Here is a 16,409-nt window from a genome sequence, read left to right on the forward strand (position 1 = left end):
CCGGGGAACAGGCGGAGCTGCCGGCTACTGGCTGCCGAGGAAACTCTGCACCAGGGCGGCGCAGACCAGGTTCCAGCCATCCACCAGCACGAAGAAAATCAGCTTGAAGGGCAGGGAGATGATCACCGGGGGCAGCATCATCATGCCCATCGACATCAGCACCGATGCCACCACCATGTCGACCACGATGAAGGGGATGAACAGCAGGAAGCCGATTTCGAAGGCGCGCTTCAGTTCGCTGATCATGAAGGCGGGGATCAGGATGCGCAGCGGGATTGCTGCCGGTGTTTCCGGCAGCGGGGTGCGGGCGAAGCCGGCAAACAGCGCCAGGTCTTTCTCGCGCACCTGACCGCGCATGAACTCATGGAACGGGGCGATCGAGCGGTCGAAGGCCGTGCGTTCGTCGATCTGCTCCTCGATCAGCGGCTGGATGCCGTCATTGTAGGCCCGCTCCAGTGCCGGCTGCATGATGAAGAAGGTCAGGAACAGGGACAGGCTGACGAGGACGGTGTTGGGTGGCGTGGTCTGCGTGCCGATGGCGCTGCGCAGGATCGACAGCACGATCGAGATGCGGATGAAGCTGGTCAGCACCACCAGGATGGACGGCGCCAGCGCCAGCACCGTGGTCAGGGCGATCAGCTGGATGACGCGACCGGTGAGGCTGCCGCCGCCCTGGCCGAGATCGATGGTCACCGACTGCGCCAGCGCCGGCGACGCCATCGCCAGCAGGAGGATGCCGGCGACCGGAACGGGCCGCAGCAGCCGCAGAAGGGACGGATGCCGGTGCATGGTCATTCCCGCATCCGGCTGCTGTCGCGGCCGGGCATGCGCAGGGTCGGCCAGCCGCCGGCGGTCGCCGCCGGCTGGCTGTCCGCCGCCTCGGCCGGGATGCCGGTTTCGATGACGAGGTCGCCTTCGCCGCTCAGCAGCACCAGATGCTCGACGGAATCGCGCCGGATCAGGACCAGCCGGCGGCTGCCGTCCACGGCGGCGATCTCGACCACGCCGATCCGCTGGCCCGGACGCCATTTGCCGAGCCGGCCCTGGCCGGACAGGAAGCGCATCACGAAATAGAACAGGCCGAGCAGGAGCAGCAGGCCGCCGATGGCCAGGGCAATCTGGGAATAATCGATATTGTCCATGTCACATTGTCCGCGCGGCTGGAGGTCACTGTGGTGGCCGGCTCCGAGTCGGGTCAAGCCGGAAGGGCGGCGTCAGCCGGACGGCGTGCGGCCCTGGGTGCGGTAGATATAGCTGAGGATTTCCGCGACGGCGGCAAAGGCCTCGACCGGGATCAGGGCATCGATGTCGAGCTTGGACAGGATTTCCACCAGGTCGGCGTCCTGCCGGATGGTGACGCCGTGATCGAGGGCGATCCGGACGATCTGCTCGGCGATATGGCCCTGGCCGCTGGCGACCACTCGCGGGGCATCCTCGCGCACCGGGTCGTAGCGCAGCGCCACCGCGCGGGGGCGGTCGGGCTGGCGGGCCGGGGGGCGGCTGCGGGGCGGGCGGGCCAAATCTCTCTCTCCAGGGCAGGGGCCGGGGGCGGCGGCAGTCTCGCGCCACTCTATCATGCCCGCGGGTTAACTATTTCTTTACGGCTGGCGGCCACTCTGCGAGCCAGTGGTAAAGGCTTGGCTGCCGCCCGGCGGCGGCATGAGGATCGGATGGATCTCGACCGTATCGGGCTGCTGAAAGCGATCACCCAGCGCATGGAATGGCTGGGCGAACGCCAGCGCGTGCTGGCCGAGAATGTCGCCAATGCGGATACGCCGGGCTATAAACCCAGGGATCTCAAGGCGATAAGTTTCAAGCAGTTGGTCGAGGGTCGGGAAACCTCGGTGCGGCCGCGGGTGACCCAGGCGGGTCATCTCGGCGGCCTGGCCGGGCGGGCCGGCGACCAGTGGGCGAGCACCCGCAGCCGCGACGCTTATGAAGTGGCGCCGGACGGCAACGGGGTCAGCCTGGAACAGCAGATGATGAAGGTGGCCGAGACCCAGGCCGACCACAACCTGATGACCAGCCTGTACCGCAAGCAGGTCGGGCTGCTGCGCAAGGCGCTCGGCAGCCGTTCCGGCGGCTGAGGCGGATACCGGCACAGGAGGCGGATATGGACCTCAAGAATGCGATGAAGATTGCCGCTTCGGGCATGCGCGCCGAGGGCGAGCGTCTGAAGGTGATCGCCGAGAATCTCGCCAATGCGGATTCGCTGGGCAAGACCCCCGGCGAGGACCCGTACCGCCGCAAGGTGATCACCTTCCGGTCGGAACTGGACCGCGCCACCGGCGCCAATCTGGTGGCGACCCGGCCGCCCGGCACCGACCGCACGGATTTCGAGCTGAAATACGATCCCGGCCACCCGGCCGCCAATGCCGACGGCTATGTGAAGATGCCAAATGTGAAGCCGGTGATCGAGATGGCCGACATGCGCGAGGCGCAGCGGACCTACGAGGCGAACCTGAACGTGGTCGATTCTGCCAAGCAGATGATCAACCGCACCATCGACCTGCTGCGCAACTGACGGCGGCGAGGAGGCTAGGACATGGCGAATATCGGAATCGGGAATGTGCTGCAGGCCCTGACCGGGCCGGCAGCCGGCACCGAAGCCGGCCAGGCCAGGCCGGCGGCCGGCGGTTTCGGCGCGATGGTGCGCGAGGCACTGCAGGATACCGTGGATGCCTCCCGCCAGTCGGAGGCGGTTTCGGCCAAGGCGGTGGCCGGCAAGGCCGATGTCACCGACGTGGTGACGGCGGTGACCAGTGCCGAGATGGCGCTGGACACCGTGGTCGCGGTGCGCGACCGGGTCATTTCCGCCTATCAGGAAATCATGCGCATGCCGATCTGACGCCGCGTGGTTTCGCGGCGCCGGTGCGGCGCGTCCGGGCTTTGTCTCTGGGCAGCCGCAGTGAATCGGCTATGATTGGCGGCACGGAGCGAATCGATGACCGCCGTTGAAGTCACGGATGTGATGCGTGAAGGAATCTGGACCCTGCTGAAGGTGGCGGGCCCGGCGATGCTGGTCAGCCTGGCGGTCGGCCTGGTGATCTCGCTGATCCAGGCGCTGACCCAGCTGCAGGAGCCGACCCTGACTTTCGTGCCGAAGATCCTGGCGATCTTCGGCACCCTGGTGCTGACGATGCCGTTCATGATCACCACCATGATCACCTTCATGGAGCATCTGGCCCAGCGCATCGCCGGCCTGCAGTAGCGGGGCGCGCGGTGCTGCAGGAGATCGTCGCCGGCAATGTCTACGCCTTCCTGCTGGTTTTCTGCCGCCTCGGCTCGGCGATGATGTCGCTGCCCGGCGTCGGCGAGACCTCGATCTCGCCGCGTTTCCGGCTGTCGATCGCGCTGCTGATGGCCGGCGTCTCGGTGCCGGTGCTGGGACCGACCCTGCCGCCGCTGCCGGCGCAGCCGCTGCATCTGGCCTTCTTCATGCTGACCGAGATCGGCCTCGGCCTGGCGATCGGCCTGCTGGCGCGGCTGGCGATCTCGGCGCTGCATGTCGCCGGCACCGTGATCGCCCTGCAGGCGGGCCTGGCCGCGGCGATCTTCTTCGATCCCAACCAGGGCTCGCAGTCGGCGGTGGTCAGCAGCGCGCTGGTCTTCATGGGCATCACCCTGATCTTCGTCACCGACCTGCATCTGATGGCCCTGCAGGCCGCCTATGACAGCTACACGCTGTTCCCGCCGCTGCAGGCGCCGGCCTTCGGCGATTTCGCCGAGGTCGCCACCCGCATGGTGGCCGGCAGCCTCGAGCTCGGCCTCAAGCTGTCGGCGCCGTTCATCGTCTACGGCATCGTCTTCAACGTGGCGCTCGGCCTGCTCAACCGGCTGATGCCGACCCTGCAGATCTTCTTCATCATGCAGGCGCCGCTGATCGCGCTGTCGCTGATCCTGCTGGGGCTGTCGCTGGTGGCCATCGGCCTGTCATTCACCACGCATGTCGAGGCGCTGCTCAGCCAGCTCCTCGCACCGCGCTGAAGGGAGAAGGGGATGGCGGAAGACGCCGACCAGGACTCCAAAACCGAAGAACCGACAGAGAAGCGGATTCAGGAGGCCGAGAAGAAGGGCAACATCGCCCGCTCGCAGGAAATCGGCCACTGGTTCATCTTCATGGCCTCGGCAATCGCCCTGTGGACGCTGGGCGACCTGCTGCAGCGCCAGGTGGTCGGCAGCACGCGGGTCTTCTTCGAGCGGCCGCACCAAATTCCGATCGACATCAGCCACCTGACCCGGATCGGCATGGACCTGTTCCTGAATGTCGGCATCGGCCTGTCGCCGGTGCTCGGGCTGATCGCGCTGTTCAGCCTGGCCGGCAACTTCATCCAGAATCCGCCCAAGGTCAGCGTCGAGCGGATCGTGCCGAAATTCTCCAAGCTCAATCCGCTGAACGGCCTCAAGCGCATGTTCGCGGCATCGAACATGGTCGAGTTCATCAAGAACCTGCTCAAGATCACGGTGATCGGCATCATCCTGTTCGCCCTGATCATGCCGGAGATGGATTCGCTGGAGGCACTGGTCGATCTCGACCTGACGCTGATGATCCCGCTGACCCTGCGGATCGTCGCCAAGCTGATCGTCGCCCTGCTTGCCATCATGTTCGTGGTCGGCGCCGCCGACTACCTGTACCAGCGCTTCAACTACCTGAAGCAGCTGCGCATGACCAAGCAGGAGCTGAAGGACGAATACAAGGAATCCGAGGGTGACCCGATGATCAAGGCGCGCCTGCGGCAGATCCGCATGCAGCGGGTGCGCAAGCGCATGATGGCCGCCGTGCCCGAGGCCAGCGTGGTGGTCACCAACCCGACCCATTTCGCGGTTGCCCTGAAATACGAGGCCGAGAAGATGGATGCGCCCCGCGTCGTCGCCAAGGGCGCCGACCTGCTGGCCAAGCGCATCCGCGAGATCGCCACCGAGAACAAGGTGCCGATCATCGAGAATCCGCCGCTGGCCCGCGCCCTCTACAAGGTCGAGATCGACGACCCGATCCCGCTGGAGCTCTACCGGGCGGTGGCCGGCGTGATTTCTTACATCATGCGGCTGAAGGACGGCATCAAGGCGACCTACCAGCCCGATCCGGACCAGGATCTGGAAACGATCCAGCCGCCGCCCGGCAGGGCGCGCTGACCCATGGGCAATCCGTTCTCCGGCCTCTTCGCGGCGGCGCGGCAGCCGCAGGCCCGGCTGCTGGCGGAGACCGGCACGTTTGCCCGCGCGGTGCTGGACGGCAGCGGCATGGTGCTGGCGGCCAATGCCGCCTACCGGGCGCTGGCGGCCCGGCTGGAGGCCGAGCCGGTCGGCATCGCCGCGGCGCTGCCGGCGCCGCCGTCGCTGCTGGCGCGCGACGCGGATTGCGCGGTCCTGCTGCGGCGGCTGGCCGCCGAGGGGCGCCGCGGCGCGGTGCGCGAGGAACTGCTGCTGCCGGCCGCCGATGGCGGCCTGCGGCTGCAGGTGGTGGTGCTGCCGGTGCCGCAGGCGCCGGACATGATGATCTGGGACATCGAGGACATCACGCCGCGGCAATCCGGCCTCGACCTGATCCTGCGGCAGCGCGACGAGCTGGCCGCCTTCCTCGACAATGCACCGGTCGGCCTCTATTCGGTGGCGGCCGACGGCCGCCTGCAATTCGTCAACAGCCGGCTGGCGGCCTGGCTGGGCAGCACGCCGGAGGCCATCGTCGGCACCGGCACCCGGCTCGACGAGATCCTGCAGCATGCCGAGGCCCGCGAGGGCGAGACGATGACGCCGGACTGGGAAGGCGGCGAGGCGAAGCTGCGGCCGCTGGGCGGCGGTGACGGCTTCCGGCTGGTCGGCGTCAGCCAGGCGGCGGTGCCGGGCCCTGACGGCCGGCCGCAGCGCTACAGCGCGGTGGTGCACGATCTCGGCCTCGAACTGCGCCAGCGCGGCACCCTGCGCCCGGTCGAGGCCGGGTTCCGCCGCTTCTTCGACCAGGCGCCGATCGGCATCCTGGTGCTGGATGGCGGCGGCACGATCCGCGAGGCCAATGCCGCCTTTGCCGGCCTGTGGGGCGGCGATGACTGGCTCGGCCGGCGGCTGGCGGATCTCGTGCGCGAGGAGGATGCGCTGGCCCTGACCCGGCATCTGGCCGCGGTGCGGCGCGGCGAAACCTTCGGCAAGCCGCTGGAAATCGGCCTGGCCGGCGCGCGCGAGCGCAATGTCGAGATGATCGCCGCCACCTCGGCCGACCACGAGGACGGCCAGTCGACCCTGCTGGTCTACCTGGTCGACACCACTGACCAGCGCAGCCTGCAGAACCAGTTCCACCAGAGCCAGAAGATGCAGGCGGTCGGTCAGCTGGCCGGCGGCATCGCCCATGACTTCAACAACCTGCTGACGGCGATGATCGGCTTCTGCGACCTGCTGCTGCAGCGCCACCAGCCCGGCGACCAGTCCTTCGCCGACATCATGCAGATCAAGCAGAATGCCAGCCGCGCCGCCAACCTAGTGCGCCAGCTGCTGGCCTTCTCGCGCCAGCAGACCCTGGTGCCCAAGCTGCTCGACGTCACCGACGTGCTGGCCGACCTGCGCAACCTGATCGGCCGGCTGATCGGCGAGACCATCACGCTGAAGATGGTGCATGGCCGCGATCTCGGCCTGGTCAAGGTCGACCAGGGCCAGCTCGAACAGGTCATCATCAATCTCGCGGTCAATGCCCGCGACGCCATGGCCGATGGCGGCGAACTGGCCATCCGCACCGCCAACTGGCAGGCCGAACGGCCGATGGCACTGGGCTCGGAAACGCTGCCGCCGGGCGATTATGTGCGCATCGAGGTGGCCGATACCGGGCATGGCATCGCGGCCGAGCATCTGGGCAAGATCTTCGACCCCTTCTTCACCACCAAGGCGGTCGGCGCCGGCACCGGCCTCGGCCTGTCCACCGTCTACGGCATCATCCGGCAGACCGGCGGCTTCATCCATGTCGACAGCGAGAAGGGGCATGGCGCCAGCTTCCGCATCTACCTGCCGCGCCATCATCCCACCAGCGAGGAGCTGGCGGCGGCCCGCGACGACGGCCGCGGCGACCTGCGCGACCTGACCGGGCAGGGGCTGGTGCTGCTGGTCGAGGACGAGGATGCGGTGCGCAGCTTCGCGGCGCGCGCCCTGCGCAACAAGGGCTACACGGTGATCGAGGCGGCATCCGGCGAGCAGGCGCTGGCGCTGCCGCCCGAGCAGCTCGACCGCGTCGAGCTGCTGATCTCCGACGTGGTGATGCCGAATCTCGACGGCCCGGCGCTGGCCGCCGAGCTGCGCGGCCGCCGGCCGCTGCTGAAAATCCTGTTCATCTCCGGCTATGCCGAAGACAGCCTGCGCACCAACATGGCGCAATCGGCCCATGTGAACTTCCTGCCGAAGCCGTTCTCGCTCAGCCAGCTGGCCGGCAAGGTGAAGGAAGTGATGGGGGCCTAGGGATGGGGGCCTGGGGCCCCTGATCGTCCCGCCGCGGATACCTGCCGCCCCCGGCCTGAAAGGCGGGCCGGGGGCGGCAGGCGGCATGCAGGCATAGCGGGAAAATTGCCGGAATTCCTGTATTTTCTCGTTTTCCGGTTGTGGCCGGAGGCGGCGGATTCGGCCGGGGGCGGAGCGCTGCCGGAAAACCGGAACACAGCCGGCATATTCCTGAATGAAGCCGGAACAATACAAAAATATCCATGGAAAACAGCCCTTTGCTGATTTCACTGGACAACGGCAACGATATGGGAACATATGAGGGGAGAACAGCGTATCGTTGCAATTCCCCCGGCCCCATGAAAGGATGCAGCCGCAATGTCGACCGCCAATCTCCGCCTCGTGGACAAGGACAGCATGGACAAGGGTAAGGCGCTGGAAGCCGCGCTCTCGCAGATCGAGCGCACCTTCGGCAAGGGTTCCGTCATGAAGCTCGGCGCGCGCCAGAGCATCGAGATCGAATCGGTCTCGACCGGCTCGCTCGGGCTCGACATTGCGCTGGGCATCGGCGGGCTGCCGCGCGGCCGCATCATCGAGGTCTACGGCCCGGAAAGCTCGGGCAAGACCACCGTCGCCCTGCATTGCGTGGCCGAGGCCCAGAAGAAGGGCGGCACCTGCGCCTTCATCGACGCCGAGCATGCGCTGGACCCGTCCTATGCCCGCAAGCTCGGCGTGAATGTCGGCGAATTGCTGATTTCCCAGCCGGATACCGGCGAGCAGGCGCTTGAGATCGCCGACACCCTGGTGCGGTCGGGCGCCGTCGACGTGCTGGTGATCGACTCGGTGGCCGCCCTGGTGCCGAAGGCGGAACTGGAAGGCGAGATGGGCGACAGCCTGCCCGGCCTGCAGGCCCGCCTGATGAGCCAGGCTTTGCGCAAGCTGACCGCTTCGATCTCCAAGTCGAACACCATGGTGATCTTCATCAACCAGATCCGCATGAAGATCGGCGTGATGTTCGGTAACCCGGAAACCACCACCGGCGGCAACGCGCTCAAATTCTATGCCTCGGTCCGCCTCGACATCCGCCGCATCGGCGCCATCAAGGCGCGCGACGAGGTGGTCGGCAACCAGACCCGGGTGAAGGTGGTCAAGAACAAGGTGGCGCCCCCGTTCAAGGTGGTCGATTTCGACATCATGTACGGCGAGGGCATCTCCAAGACCGGCGAGCTGATCGACCTGGGCGTGAAGGCCAATGTGGTCGAGAAATCCGGCTCCTGGTTCTCCTACGACAGCACGCGGATCGGCCAGGGCCGCGAGCAGGCGAAACAATTCCTCAAGGAAAATCCGGAAGTTGCCGACAAGATCGAAGCCGCGATCAAGGCCAATGCCGGAATCGTCGCCGCCGCCATCGATGCCGGTGCGGAAGCCGACGAAACGGAGGATGCCGATTGATCTTTCCCCTCGGGCCGCTATCTGGTGGCCTATGAGTTCTCTCCTCCATGGGAACCCCGGTACCGGAGCTCGGTACCGGGGTTTTTTTTGGGGCCGGGCCGGGCGGTTGCGGCCCGGCGCTGCCGCCGGTATCGGTTGCCCCGGTCAGGGCGGCGACAGGAACATGGCTGGCCGGCCATATAATCAGGATGCGGAGCGATCATGACGGATGCCAGCCGTTTCTGGGACCGGACCGCCGCGCGCTATGCGCGCTCGCCCATCGCCGACGAGGCGGCCTACCAGAAGAAGCTGGCGGTGACGCGCGGCTATCTGCGGCCCGACATGGACGTGCTGGAATTCGGCTGCGGCACCGGCTCGACCGCCCTGCTGCATGCCCCTTACGTGAAGCATATCCGGGCCATCGATTTCTCGGCAGCGATGATCGCCATCGCCCGTGACAGGGCGGCGGCCCAGGGCGTGACGAATGTCAGCTTCGCGCAGGCTTCCATCGACGATCTCGATGCCGCCGCGGCCGGCTTCGATGCCGTGCTCGGCCTCAACATCCTGCATCTGGTGGCCGACCGCGACGCGGTGATCGCGAAGGTGTCCCGGCTGCTGAAGCCGGGCGGCATCTTCGTCTCCTCCACCGCCTGCCTCGGCGATATGGGCCTGCTGAAGCTGATCGGGTATGTCGCGCCGCTGGGCCGCCGCTTCGGGCTGCTGCCGCTGGTGCGCGTCTTCACCGCCCAGGCGCTGGAAGACAGCCTCACGGCTGCCGGCTTTGCCATCGATCACCGCTGGCAGCCGGGCCCGAAGGCTGCATTGTTCATCGTGGCGAAAAAGGCCGCCTGACAGGGCGCCCCGTCGCCGCGGCCTTGACATTGTGGCCGCTTGTACCATATATGTTCTCATGGCAGGCTGCGGCTCATTGCGCAGCCTGTGCCTGCCGGATTGCAGGCTGCCGGCCGGCGGCAGCATGGCGTAAACCCGGCGCTGACCGGCCGGAACCGGCGGCGAATGGGATCGAACTGGCGTCCGATTGGCCGGAATTGGCATCGAATGGGACGCAATTGGCCGGAATGGGCTGCAATTGGCTCGCAACGGGATGCGGCCACACCGGCCTCGGCCATGCAGATCAACGGCTTATCCGGGAATGCGGCATTCCGCGCTGCTGGACAGGGAAAAAGCGGGACGCTAATTAAGTCCTTCGCCGGAGCCCGCCGGCCCGCGATCATCGTCGTGACACGTTTTCCGGCGCGCCGGCAGCCAGACGGACTGTCCGCGCGCCGCCGACCAGGGGTGTGAAGTCCATGTCCTCCGCCAGCGATATCCGCCAGGCCTTCCTCGACTACTTTGCCCGCAACGGGCACAGCGTGGTCGAATCCTCGCCGCTGGTGCCGCGCAACGACCCCACCCTGATGTTCACCAATGCCGGCATGGTGCAGTTCAAGAATGTCTTCACCGGCCAGGAGAAGCGCCCCTATACCCGGGCGGCCACCTCGCAGAAATGCGTGCGCGCCGGCGGCAAGCATAACGACCTCGACAATGTCGGCTACACCGCCCGCCACCACACCTTCTTCGAGATGCTGGGCAACTTCTCGTTCGGCGACTATTTCAAGGACGATGCGATCCCGCTGGCCTGGAACCTGATCACGAAGGAATACGGTCTCCCGAAAGACAAGCTGTGGGTGACCGTCTATCACGACGACGACCAGGCCTTCGATATCTGGAAGAAGATCGGCGTGGCCGAGGACCGCATCGTGCGCATCGCCACCTCGGACAATTTCTGGGCCATGGGCGATACCGGCCCCTGCGGCCCCTGCTCGGAAATCTTCTACGATCACGGCGACAAGATCTGGGGCGGCCCGCCCGGCAGCCCGGAAGCCGACGGCGACCGCTATATCGAGATCTGGAATCTCGTCTTCATGCAGTTCGAGCAGGTCTCGAAGGACGAGCGCATTGCGCTGCCCAAGCCGTCCATCGATACCGGCATGGGGCTGGAACGCATCACCGCGGTGATGCAGGGCAGGCACGACAATTATGACATCGACCTGATGCGGTCGCTGATCGAAGCCTCGGCCGACATCGCCCATGTCGCCGCCGATGGCGACCACAAGGTCAGCCACCGGGTGATCGCCGATCACCTGCGCTCGTCCTGTTTCCTGATCGCCGATGGCGTGCTGCCCTCCAACGAGGGGCGCGGCTACGTGCTGCGGCGGATCATGCGCCGCGCCATGCGCCATGCCCAGCTGATGGGCTGCAGGGAACCGCTGATGTACCGGCTGGTGCCGGCGCTGGTTTCGGCCATGGGCCGCGCCTATCCCGAGCTCGGCCGCGCCGAGAGCCTGATCGCCGAGACGCTGAAGCTGGAGGAGACCCGCTTCAAGCAGACGCTGGATCGCGGCCTCAAGCTGCTGGACGAGGCCACGGCCGGCATGTCGAAGGGCGACATGCTGCCGGGCGAAACCGCGTTCAGGCTGTATGACACCTACGGCTTTCCGCTGGACCTGACGCAGGATGCGCTGCGGCCGCGCGGCATCAGCGTCAATCTCGACGGCTTCCAGGCGGCGATGGCCGCGCAGAAGGCCGAGGCGCGCAAGGCCTGGGCCGGGTCGGGCGAGGCCGCCACCGAGAAGGTGTGGTTCGAGATCAAGGAAGAGACGGGCGCCACCGAATTCCTCGGCTACGATACCGAGGCCGCCGAGGGCGTGGTCTCCGCCATCGTGGTCGGCGGCCAGCCGGTGGCGCAGGCTGCGGCCGGCAGCGAGGTGGCGATACTGCTGAACCAGACGCCGTTCTACGCGGAATCCGGCGGCCAGGTCGGCGATACCGGGCTGATCGTCACCGCCGGCGGCGCCAAGGTGCAGGTCGCCGATACCCAGAAGAAGCTGGGCCTGCTGCATGTGCATGTCGGCACGGTGACCGAAGGCACGCTGAAGACCGGCGACATGGCGACCCTGACGGTCGATCATGCCCGGCGCAGTGCCATCCGCGCCAATCATTCGGCCACCCATCTGCTGCATGCGGCTTTGCGCCGCCGGCTCGGCGACCATGTCACCCAGAAGGGCTCGCTGGTCTCGCCCGACCGCTTCCGCTTCGATATCAGCCACCCCAAGGCGCTGACGCCGGCAGAGGCGGCCGCCGTCGAGGCCGAGGTCAACGACATCGTGCGCCAGAACGACGCCGTCACCACCCGGCTGATGACCCCGGACGAGGCGATTGCCGCCGGTGCCATGGCCCTGTTCGGCGAGAAATACGGCGACGAGGTGCGCGTGCTGGCCATGGGCAAGCAGGATGACGGCAGGGATTATTCGGTCGAGCTGTGCGGCGGCACCCATGTGAAGCGCACCGGCGATATCGGCCTGTTCAAGATCGTCGGCGAGGGCGCGGTGGCGGCCGGCGTGCGCCGCATCGAGGCGCTGACCGGCGAGGCGGCGCGCAGCTATTTCGCCGAACAGGAATCGACCCTGCAGGCGGCGGCCGATGCCCTGAAGGTGCAGCCGCGCGAAGTGCCGCAGCGCCTGGCCGCCCTGCTGGAGGACCGCCGCAAGCTGGAGCGCGAGATTTCCGAGCTGCGCAAGCAGCTGGCGACCGGTGGCGGCGCCGGCGGCCCGCAGGTGAAGGATGTCAACGGCATCAAGTTCGCCGCCCGCCGGCTGGATGGCGTGCCGGCCAAGGAGCTGCGCGGCATGGTCGATGCCCTGAAGAAGGAAATCGGTTCCGGCGTGGTGGCGCTCACCTCGGTGGCCGACGGCAAGGTGGCCGTGGTGGTCGGCGTCAGTGCCGACCTCACCGCGAAGCTGAATGCCGCCGATCTGGTCAAGCTGGCCACCCCGCTGATCGGCGGCCAGGGCGGCGGCGGCCGTCCCGACTTTGCCCAGGGCGGCGGCGCCGATCCGGCCGGTGCCGAGAAGGCGCTCGACGCCATCGCCGACAGCATCGGCAAGGCGGCCTGAGGAAGCGGCGGAGGGCGCGCCTCCGCCGGACCGGTCAGGCGGCCTGCTGCATCCGCCGCGCCAGATGCGACGGCCGCTGCCGCAGGAAGGCATCCAGCAGCGCCGGATAGTCCGGCGCAACGGCGGCGCGGACACTCGGGCGTTCCGCAAGGCTGCGCCGCCAGGCCGCCAGGCGCGGCCGGCCGTCGAAGGCGCCATGCGCGACATGGCGGTCGAAGATGTCGAAGTAGCGGAAGACCGGGGCAAAGGCGGCATCCACCAGCGAGAAGGTGCCGCCGGCGAAATACGGTCCGTCATGCCGTTCCAGTTCCGCCTCCAGCCGGTCGAATTTCAGGGCGATGGCGGCGAGGGCCTCGGCGAAGGTCGCGGCTTCGGTGGCGGTGTAGAAGCGCCAGATGTCGTTCAGCGTGGCCGATGCCACCTCGATCCAGGCACGGTGGCGGGCGCGCGCGACCGGGTCTGCCGGATGCAGGCGCGGCATCAGCGTTTCGTCGAGGTAGTCGCAGATCGCGGCGGATTCGAACAGCACGTCCTCTCCGACCCGCAGCAGGGGCACCTTGCCCAGGGGCGAGATCGCCGTGAACCAGCCGGGCTTGTCGGCAAGGTCGACAATCCGGCGAGTGAACGGCACCTGCTTCTCGGCGAGGGTGATGGCGGCGCGCTGCACGTAGGGGCACAGCGCATGGCTGACCAGTTCCATCTGCATCATGACCGTTACGCCCCGATGGTGCTGCGGCGCAGGCTGAACGCGCCGCTGCCGAGCAGCATCTGGGCGACGCACAGGACCAGCAGATAGGCCGGGTATTCCCAGCCGCCGTTCGGTGCCGAAAAGACCCAGCCGTTGCCGGCATGGACATACCACGCACCCAGCAGGATCGGGGTCATGGCAAGGGCCACGATCCGCGTGCCGATCCCGGCAATCAGCAGCAGGCCGCCGGCGGTTTCCGCCAGCATGGTCGCCCAGGCCAGCCAGCCGGGAAACCCGATCGTTTCGAAGAAGGCCGCGGTGCCGGCCATGGTGAAAACAAAAACCTTCAGCAGCAGCCCATGCGCCAGGAACATGATGCCGAGTGCGATGCGCAGCAGCGCGATGCCGTAATCCCGGACGGCCGGGGAGGTGGGGTCGAACATGGATGATCTCCGCTGTTGGAAAGTCTGCCGGAGACGTATCGCCCGCAGCAATGCAAATCAATTTGATATTATGCAAACTGGATTTGCATGACTGCAAGCTGCCCGGCTGCTATGCTGGCGGCATGGACGACTGGAACGACCTCCGTCTCGTGCTCGCGATCAGCCGCACCGGCAACCTGACAGGGGCCGCGGCGGCGCTGGGCGTGAACCACTCCACGGCGTTTCGCCGTCTCAACGCGCTGGAGGAAGCCACGGGCGTGCGGCTGTTCGAGCGCCTGCCGGGCGGAAGCTATGCACCGACACCGGCAGGCGAGCGCATGGCGGCTGCTGCCGAACGGATTGAGACTGAGGCGACAGCCCTGGATCGCGAGATCGCCGGGCGCGATCACCGGCTGACCGGCCGCCTGCGTGTCACCGCTTCGGAAACCCTGGCCTACCGGCTGCTGACGCAGCAGATAGCGCGGTTCCGCCGCGCACATCCGGGCATCCTGGTCGAACTTGCCATCGACAACCGGCTGCTCAGTCTGTCGCGCCGGGAGGCCGATATCGCCCTGCGCGTGATGCGGCCCAGGGAGGGAGACCTGTATGGACGCAAGCTGGCTGACATTGCCTGGTCGGTCTATGCGCAGAAAGACCTGCTGCGCACGCTGCCACCGCTGCAGGGCCTGCGGCTGGACGGCTATCCGCTGATCGGCTGGGAGGCGGGCGTTACGGGTATCAACACGGCGGACTGGCTGGGCCGCCATGCACCGGACAGCAGTATCGTTTACCGCACCAGCAGCCTGGTGAACCAGCTGACTGCCGCCAAGGCGGGTATCGGCATAGCGGTGCTGCCCTGCTACCTGGGGGACCCGGAAGCGGATCTGGTGCGGCTTGTGCCGGGGCCGATTCCGGCGCTGGACCGGGAATTGTGGATCGTCACCCATGCCGACCTGCGGCGAACTGCACGGGTGCGGGCATTCTTCGACGTCGTCGGCGAGGGCATCGCCGGGGCGCGCGGCCTGCTTGCCGGGGACATGCCGTCGCCAGAAAAGAAAAACGGCGGGGAGCGATCCGCTCCCCGCCGTCGCAAGGCCGGTTGAAGCGGCGCTTTTACGCCAGCGCCTTCTTCAGGTTCTCGTCGATCTTGTCGAGGAACTTCTGGGTGGTCAGCCAGGGCTGGTCCTTCGAGATCAGGATCGCCAGATCCTTGGTCATGAAGCCGGCCTCGACGGTCTCGATGCAGACCTTCTCCAGCGTGTTGGCGAACTTGTCGAGCGCCGCGTTGTTGTCCAGCTTGGCGCGGTGCATCAGGCCGCGGGTCCAGGCGAAGATCGAGGCGATCGGGTTGGTCGAGGTCTCGCGGCCGGCCTGGTGCTCGCGGTAATGGCGGGTCACCGTGCCATGGGCGGCTTCGGCCTCGACGGTCTTGCCGTCCGGCGTCATGAGGACCGAGGTCATCAGGCCCAGCGAGCCGAAGCCCTGCGCCACCACGTCGGACTGCACGTCGCCGTCGTAGTTCTTGCAGGCCCAGACGAACTTGCCCGACCACTTGATGGCGCAGGCGACCATGTCGTCGATCAGGCGGTGTTCGTAGGTGATGCCGGCCTTCTTGAACTGGTCGGCGAATTCCTTGTCGAACACTTCCTGGAACAGGTCCTTGAAGCGGCCGTCATAGGCCTTGAGGATGGTGTTCTTGGTCGACATGTAGAGCGGCCAGCCGCGCGCCAGCGAATAGTTCATGCTGGAGCGGGCGAAGTCGCGGATCGAGTCGTCGAGGTTGTACATCGCCATGGCGACACCGGAGCCGGGGGCCTTGAAGACCTCCTTCTCGATCACCTTGCCGTCCTCGCCGACGAACTTGATGGTCAGCACGCCCTTGCCGGGGAAGCGGAAGTCGGTGGCACGGTACTGATCGCCGAAGGCATGGCGGCCGACCACGATCGGGTCGTTCCAGTGCGGCACCAGGCGCGGCACGTTCTTGCAGATGATCGGCTCGCGGAAAATGGTGCCGCCGATGATGTTGCGGATGGTGCCGTTCGGCGACTTCCACATCTCCTTCAGCTTGAACTCGGTCACGCGCTGCTCGTCCGGCGTGATGGTGGCGCATTTGACGCCGACGCCGTGCTTCTGGATGGCATGGGCCGCGTCGATGGTGACCTGGTCGTTGGTCTGGTCGCGGTATTCGACGCCGAGATCGTAGTAGAGCAGATCGACATCGAGATACGGGAGAATCAGCTTCTCCTTGATGAACTTCCAGATGATGCGGGTCATCTCGTCGCCGTCGAGCTCGACGACCGGATTCTTGACCTTGATCTTGTCCATTCAGACCCCCTTGATGGTCGCATGCGGAATTGCAAAAAGGTGGCCGGACCCTAGCAAAGGCGGCGGGGCCGGTGAAGGCTTTGGCCTCACCCCGGCGGGTGGATTTAAATTCCAGCCCGGGCGAGAAAAGATCAAACCCGGCCCGGGATGCGGCTCCGGCCCGGCGGCGCGATC

At 66.8% G+C, this 16,409-nt stretch carries 17 protein-coding genes; 11 read left to right on the forward strand and 6 right to left on the reverse strand.

Annotated elements, in window-relative coordinates; all coding sequences use genetic code 11:
• Positions 1-24: 24 nt before the first annotated feature.
• The 3 genes from fliP to ACEQZY_RS19285 form a co-directional block, all read right to left on the reverse strand.
• Positions 25-789, reverse strand: a complete 765-nt coding sequence (gene fliP, locus ACEQZY_RS19275; protein ID WP_341704980.1) for a flagellar type III secretion system pore protein FliP — start codon at positions 787-789, stop codon at positions 25-27.
• Positions 790-791: 2 nt separating this feature from the next.
• Positions 792-1,142 carry a hypothetical protein gene (locus ACEQZY_RS19280; RefSeq protein ID WP_341704971.1) on the reverse strand — a complete coding sequence of 117 codons (351 nt, stop codon included), beginning with the start codon at positions 1,140-1,142 and terminating at the stop codon, positions 792-794.
• A gap of 72 nt (positions 1,143-1,214) precedes the next feature.
• Positions 1,215-1,520 (reverse strand): EscU/YscU/HrcU family type III secretion system export apparatus switch protein, encoded by a 306-nt coding sequence (locus tag ACEQZY_RS19285; RefSeq protein ID WP_341704972.1) that lies wholly within the window; start codon positions 1,518-1,520, stop codon positions 1,215-1,217.
• Positions 1,521-1,670: 150 nt separating this feature from the next.
• On the opposite strand from ACEQZY_RS19285, the gene ACEQZY_RS19290 reads away from it, so the two are divergent.
• The 10 genes from ACEQZY_RS19290 (at position 1,671) to alaS (ending at position 12,800) form a co-directional block, all read left to right on the forward strand.
• Complete coding sequence (locus ACEQZY_RS19290; protein ID WP_341704973.1) at positions 1,671-2,087, forward strand: flagellar basal body protein; 417 nt, start codon at positions 1,671-1,673, stop codon at positions 2,085-2,087.
• Between the two features lie 26 nt (positions 2,088-2,113).
• Entirely contained in the window at positions 2,114-2,524 is a 411-nt protein-coding gene (gene flgC / locus ACEQZY_RS19295; protein WP_341704974.1) for a flagellar basal body rod protein FlgC, read from the forward strand.
• Positions 2,525-2,545: 21 nt separating this feature from the next.
• Entirely contained in the window at positions 2,546-2,848 is a 303-nt protein-coding gene (gene fliE, locus ACEQZY_RS19300; protein WP_341704975.1) for a flagellar hook-basal body complex protein FliE, read from the forward strand.
• A 96-nt stretch (positions 2,849-2,944) separates the two neighbouring features.
• A complete protein-coding gene (gene fliQ, locus ACEQZY_RS19305; protein ID WP_341704976.1) occupies positions 2,945-3,211 on the forward strand; it encodes a flagellar biosynthesis protein FliQ in 267 nt (88 codons plus the stop codon).
• Between the two features lie 11 nt (positions 3,212-3,222).
• A complete protein-coding gene (locus ACEQZY_RS19310) occupies positions 3,223-3,987 on the forward strand; it encodes a flagellar biosynthetic protein FliR (RefSeq protein ID WP_341704978.1) in 765 nt (254 codons plus the stop codon).
• Positions 3,988-3,999: 12 nt separating this feature from the next.
• The gene (flhB, locus tag ACEQZY_RS19315; RefSeq protein WP_370156550.1) at positions 4,000-5,133 is read left to right on the forward strand and encodes a flagellar biosynthesis protein FlhB; all 1,134 of its coding nucleotides are present in this window, start codon (positions 4,000-4,002) and stop codon (positions 5,131-5,133) included.
• 3 nt (positions 5,134-5,136) lie between these two features.
• Positions 5,137-7,434 (forward strand): PAS domain-containing protein, encoded by a 2,298-nt coding sequence (locus ACEQZY_RS19320; RefSeq protein WP_370156551.1) that lies wholly within the window; start codon positions 5,137-5,139, stop codon positions 7,432-7,434.
• A 357-nt stretch (positions 7,435-7,791) separates the two neighbouring features.
• Positions 7,792-8,865, forward strand: a complete 1,074-nt coding sequence (gene recA / locus ACEQZY_RS19325) for a recombinase RecA (protein ID WP_341703441.1) — start codon at positions 7,792-7,794, stop codon at positions 8,863-8,865.
• 201 nt (positions 8,866-9,066) lie between these two features.
• A complete protein-coding gene (locus ACEQZY_RS19330) occupies positions 9,067-9,696 on the forward strand; it encodes a class I SAM-dependent methyltransferase (protein WP_341703442.1) in 630 nt (209 codons plus the stop codon).
• A 458-nt stretch (positions 9,697-10,154) separates the two neighbouring features.
• Positions 10,155-12,800 (forward strand): alanine--tRNA ligase, encoded by a 2,646-nt coding sequence (gene alaS, locus ACEQZY_RS19335; protein WP_370156553.1) that lies wholly within the window; start codon positions 10,155-10,157, stop codon positions 12,798-12,800.
• A gap of 34 nt (positions 12,801-12,834) precedes the next feature.
• Here alaS and ACEQZY_RS19340 read toward each other — a convergent pair whose 3' ends face one another.
• Both ACEQZY_RS19340 and ACEQZY_RS19345 read right to left on the reverse strand, forming a co-directional pair.
• Positions 12,835-13,509, reverse strand: coding sequence for a glutathione S-transferase family protein (locus tag ACEQZY_RS19340; protein WP_370156555.1), 675 nt, complete (start codon positions 13,507-13,509; stop codon positions 12,835-12,837).
• Positions 13,510-13,514: 5 nt separating this feature from the next.
• Positions 13,515-13,931: a DoxX family protein gene (locus tag ACEQZY_RS19345; RefSeq protein ID WP_370156557.1), complete on the reverse strand. Its 417-nt coding sequence runs from the start codon at positions 13,929-13,931 to the stop codon at positions 13,515-13,517.
• Between the two features lie 83 nt (positions 13,932-14,014).
• On the opposite strand from ACEQZY_RS19345, the gene ACEQZY_RS19350 reads away from it, so the two are divergent.
• Positions 14,015-15,013, forward strand: coding sequence for a LysR family transcriptional regulator (locus tag ACEQZY_RS19350; RefSeq protein WP_372530184.1), 999 nt, complete (start codon positions 14,015-14,017; stop codon positions 15,011-15,013).
• 10 nt (positions 15,014-15,023) lie between these two features.
• On the opposite strand, the gene ACEQZY_RS19355 is transcribed toward ACEQZY_RS19350, so the two are convergent.
• The gene (locus tag ACEQZY_RS19355) at positions 15,024-16,235 is read right to left on the reverse strand and encodes an NADP-dependent isocitrate dehydrogenase (protein WP_341703447.1); all 1,212 of its coding nucleotides are present in this window, start codon (positions 16,233-16,235) and stop codon (positions 15,024-15,026) included.
• Positions 16,236-16,409 lie beyond the last annotated feature (174 nt).

It is taken from the genome of Ferrovibrio sp., from assembly GCF_964218355.1.
Taxonomy (GTDB): Bacteria; Pseudomonadota; Alphaproteobacteria; order Ferrovibrionales; family Ferrovibrionaceae; genus Ferrovibrio.

Coding starts and splice junctions, on each gene's coding strand:
- ACEQZY_RS19320 (WP_370156551.1), top strand. CDS start 5,137: ATGGGCAATCCGTTCTCCGGCCTCTTCGCGGCGGCGCGGCAGCCGCAG.
- ACEQZY_RS19340 (WP_370156555.1), bottom strand. CDS start 13,509: ATGATGCAGATGGAACTGGTCAGCCATGCGCTGTGCCCCTACGTGCAG.
- fliE (WP_341704975.1), top strand. CDS start 2,546: ATGGCGAATATCGGAATCGGGAATGTGCTGCAGGCCCTGACCGGGCCG.
- flgC (WP_341704974.1), top strand. CDS start 2,114: ATGGACCTCAAGAATGCGATGAAGATTGCCGCTTCGGGCATGCGCGCC.
- ACEQZY_RS19280 (WP_341704971.1), bottom strand. CDS start 1,142: ATGGACAATATCGATTATTCCCAGATTGCCCTGGCCATCGGCGGCCTG.
- fliP (WP_341704980.1), bottom strand. CDS start 789: ATGCACCGGCATCCGTCCCTTCTGCGGCTGCTGCGGCCCGTTCCGGTC.
- fliQ (WP_341704976.1), top strand. CDS start 2,945: ATGACCGCCGTTGAAGTCACGGATGTGATGCGTGAAGGAATCTGGACC.
- flhB (WP_370156550.1), top strand. CDS start 4,000: ATGGCGGAAGACGCCGACCAGGACTCCAAAACCGAAGAACCGACAGAG.
- ACEQZY_RS19355 (WP_341703447.1), bottom strand. CDS start 16,235: ATGGACAAGATCAAGGTCAAGAATCCGGTCGTCGAGCTCGACGGCGAC.
- ACEQZY_RS19345 (WP_370156557.1), bottom strand. CDS start 13,931: ATGTTCGACCCCACCTCCCCGGCCGTCCGGGATTACGGCATCGCGCTG.
- alaS (WP_370156553.1), top strand. CDS start 10,155: ATGTCCTCCGCCAGCGATATCCGCCAGGCCTTCCTCGACTACTTTGCC.
- ACEQZY_RS19330 (WP_341703442.1), top strand. CDS start 9,067: ATGACGGATGCCAGCCGTTTCTGGGACCGGACCGCCGCGCGCTATGCG.
- ACEQZY_RS19290 (WP_341704973.1), top strand. CDS start 1,671: ATGGATCTCGACCGTATCGGGCTGCTGAAAGCGATCACCCAGCGCATG.
- recA (WP_341703441.1), top strand. CDS start 7,792: ATGTCGACCGCCAATCTCCGCCTCGTGGACAAGGACAGCATGGACAAG.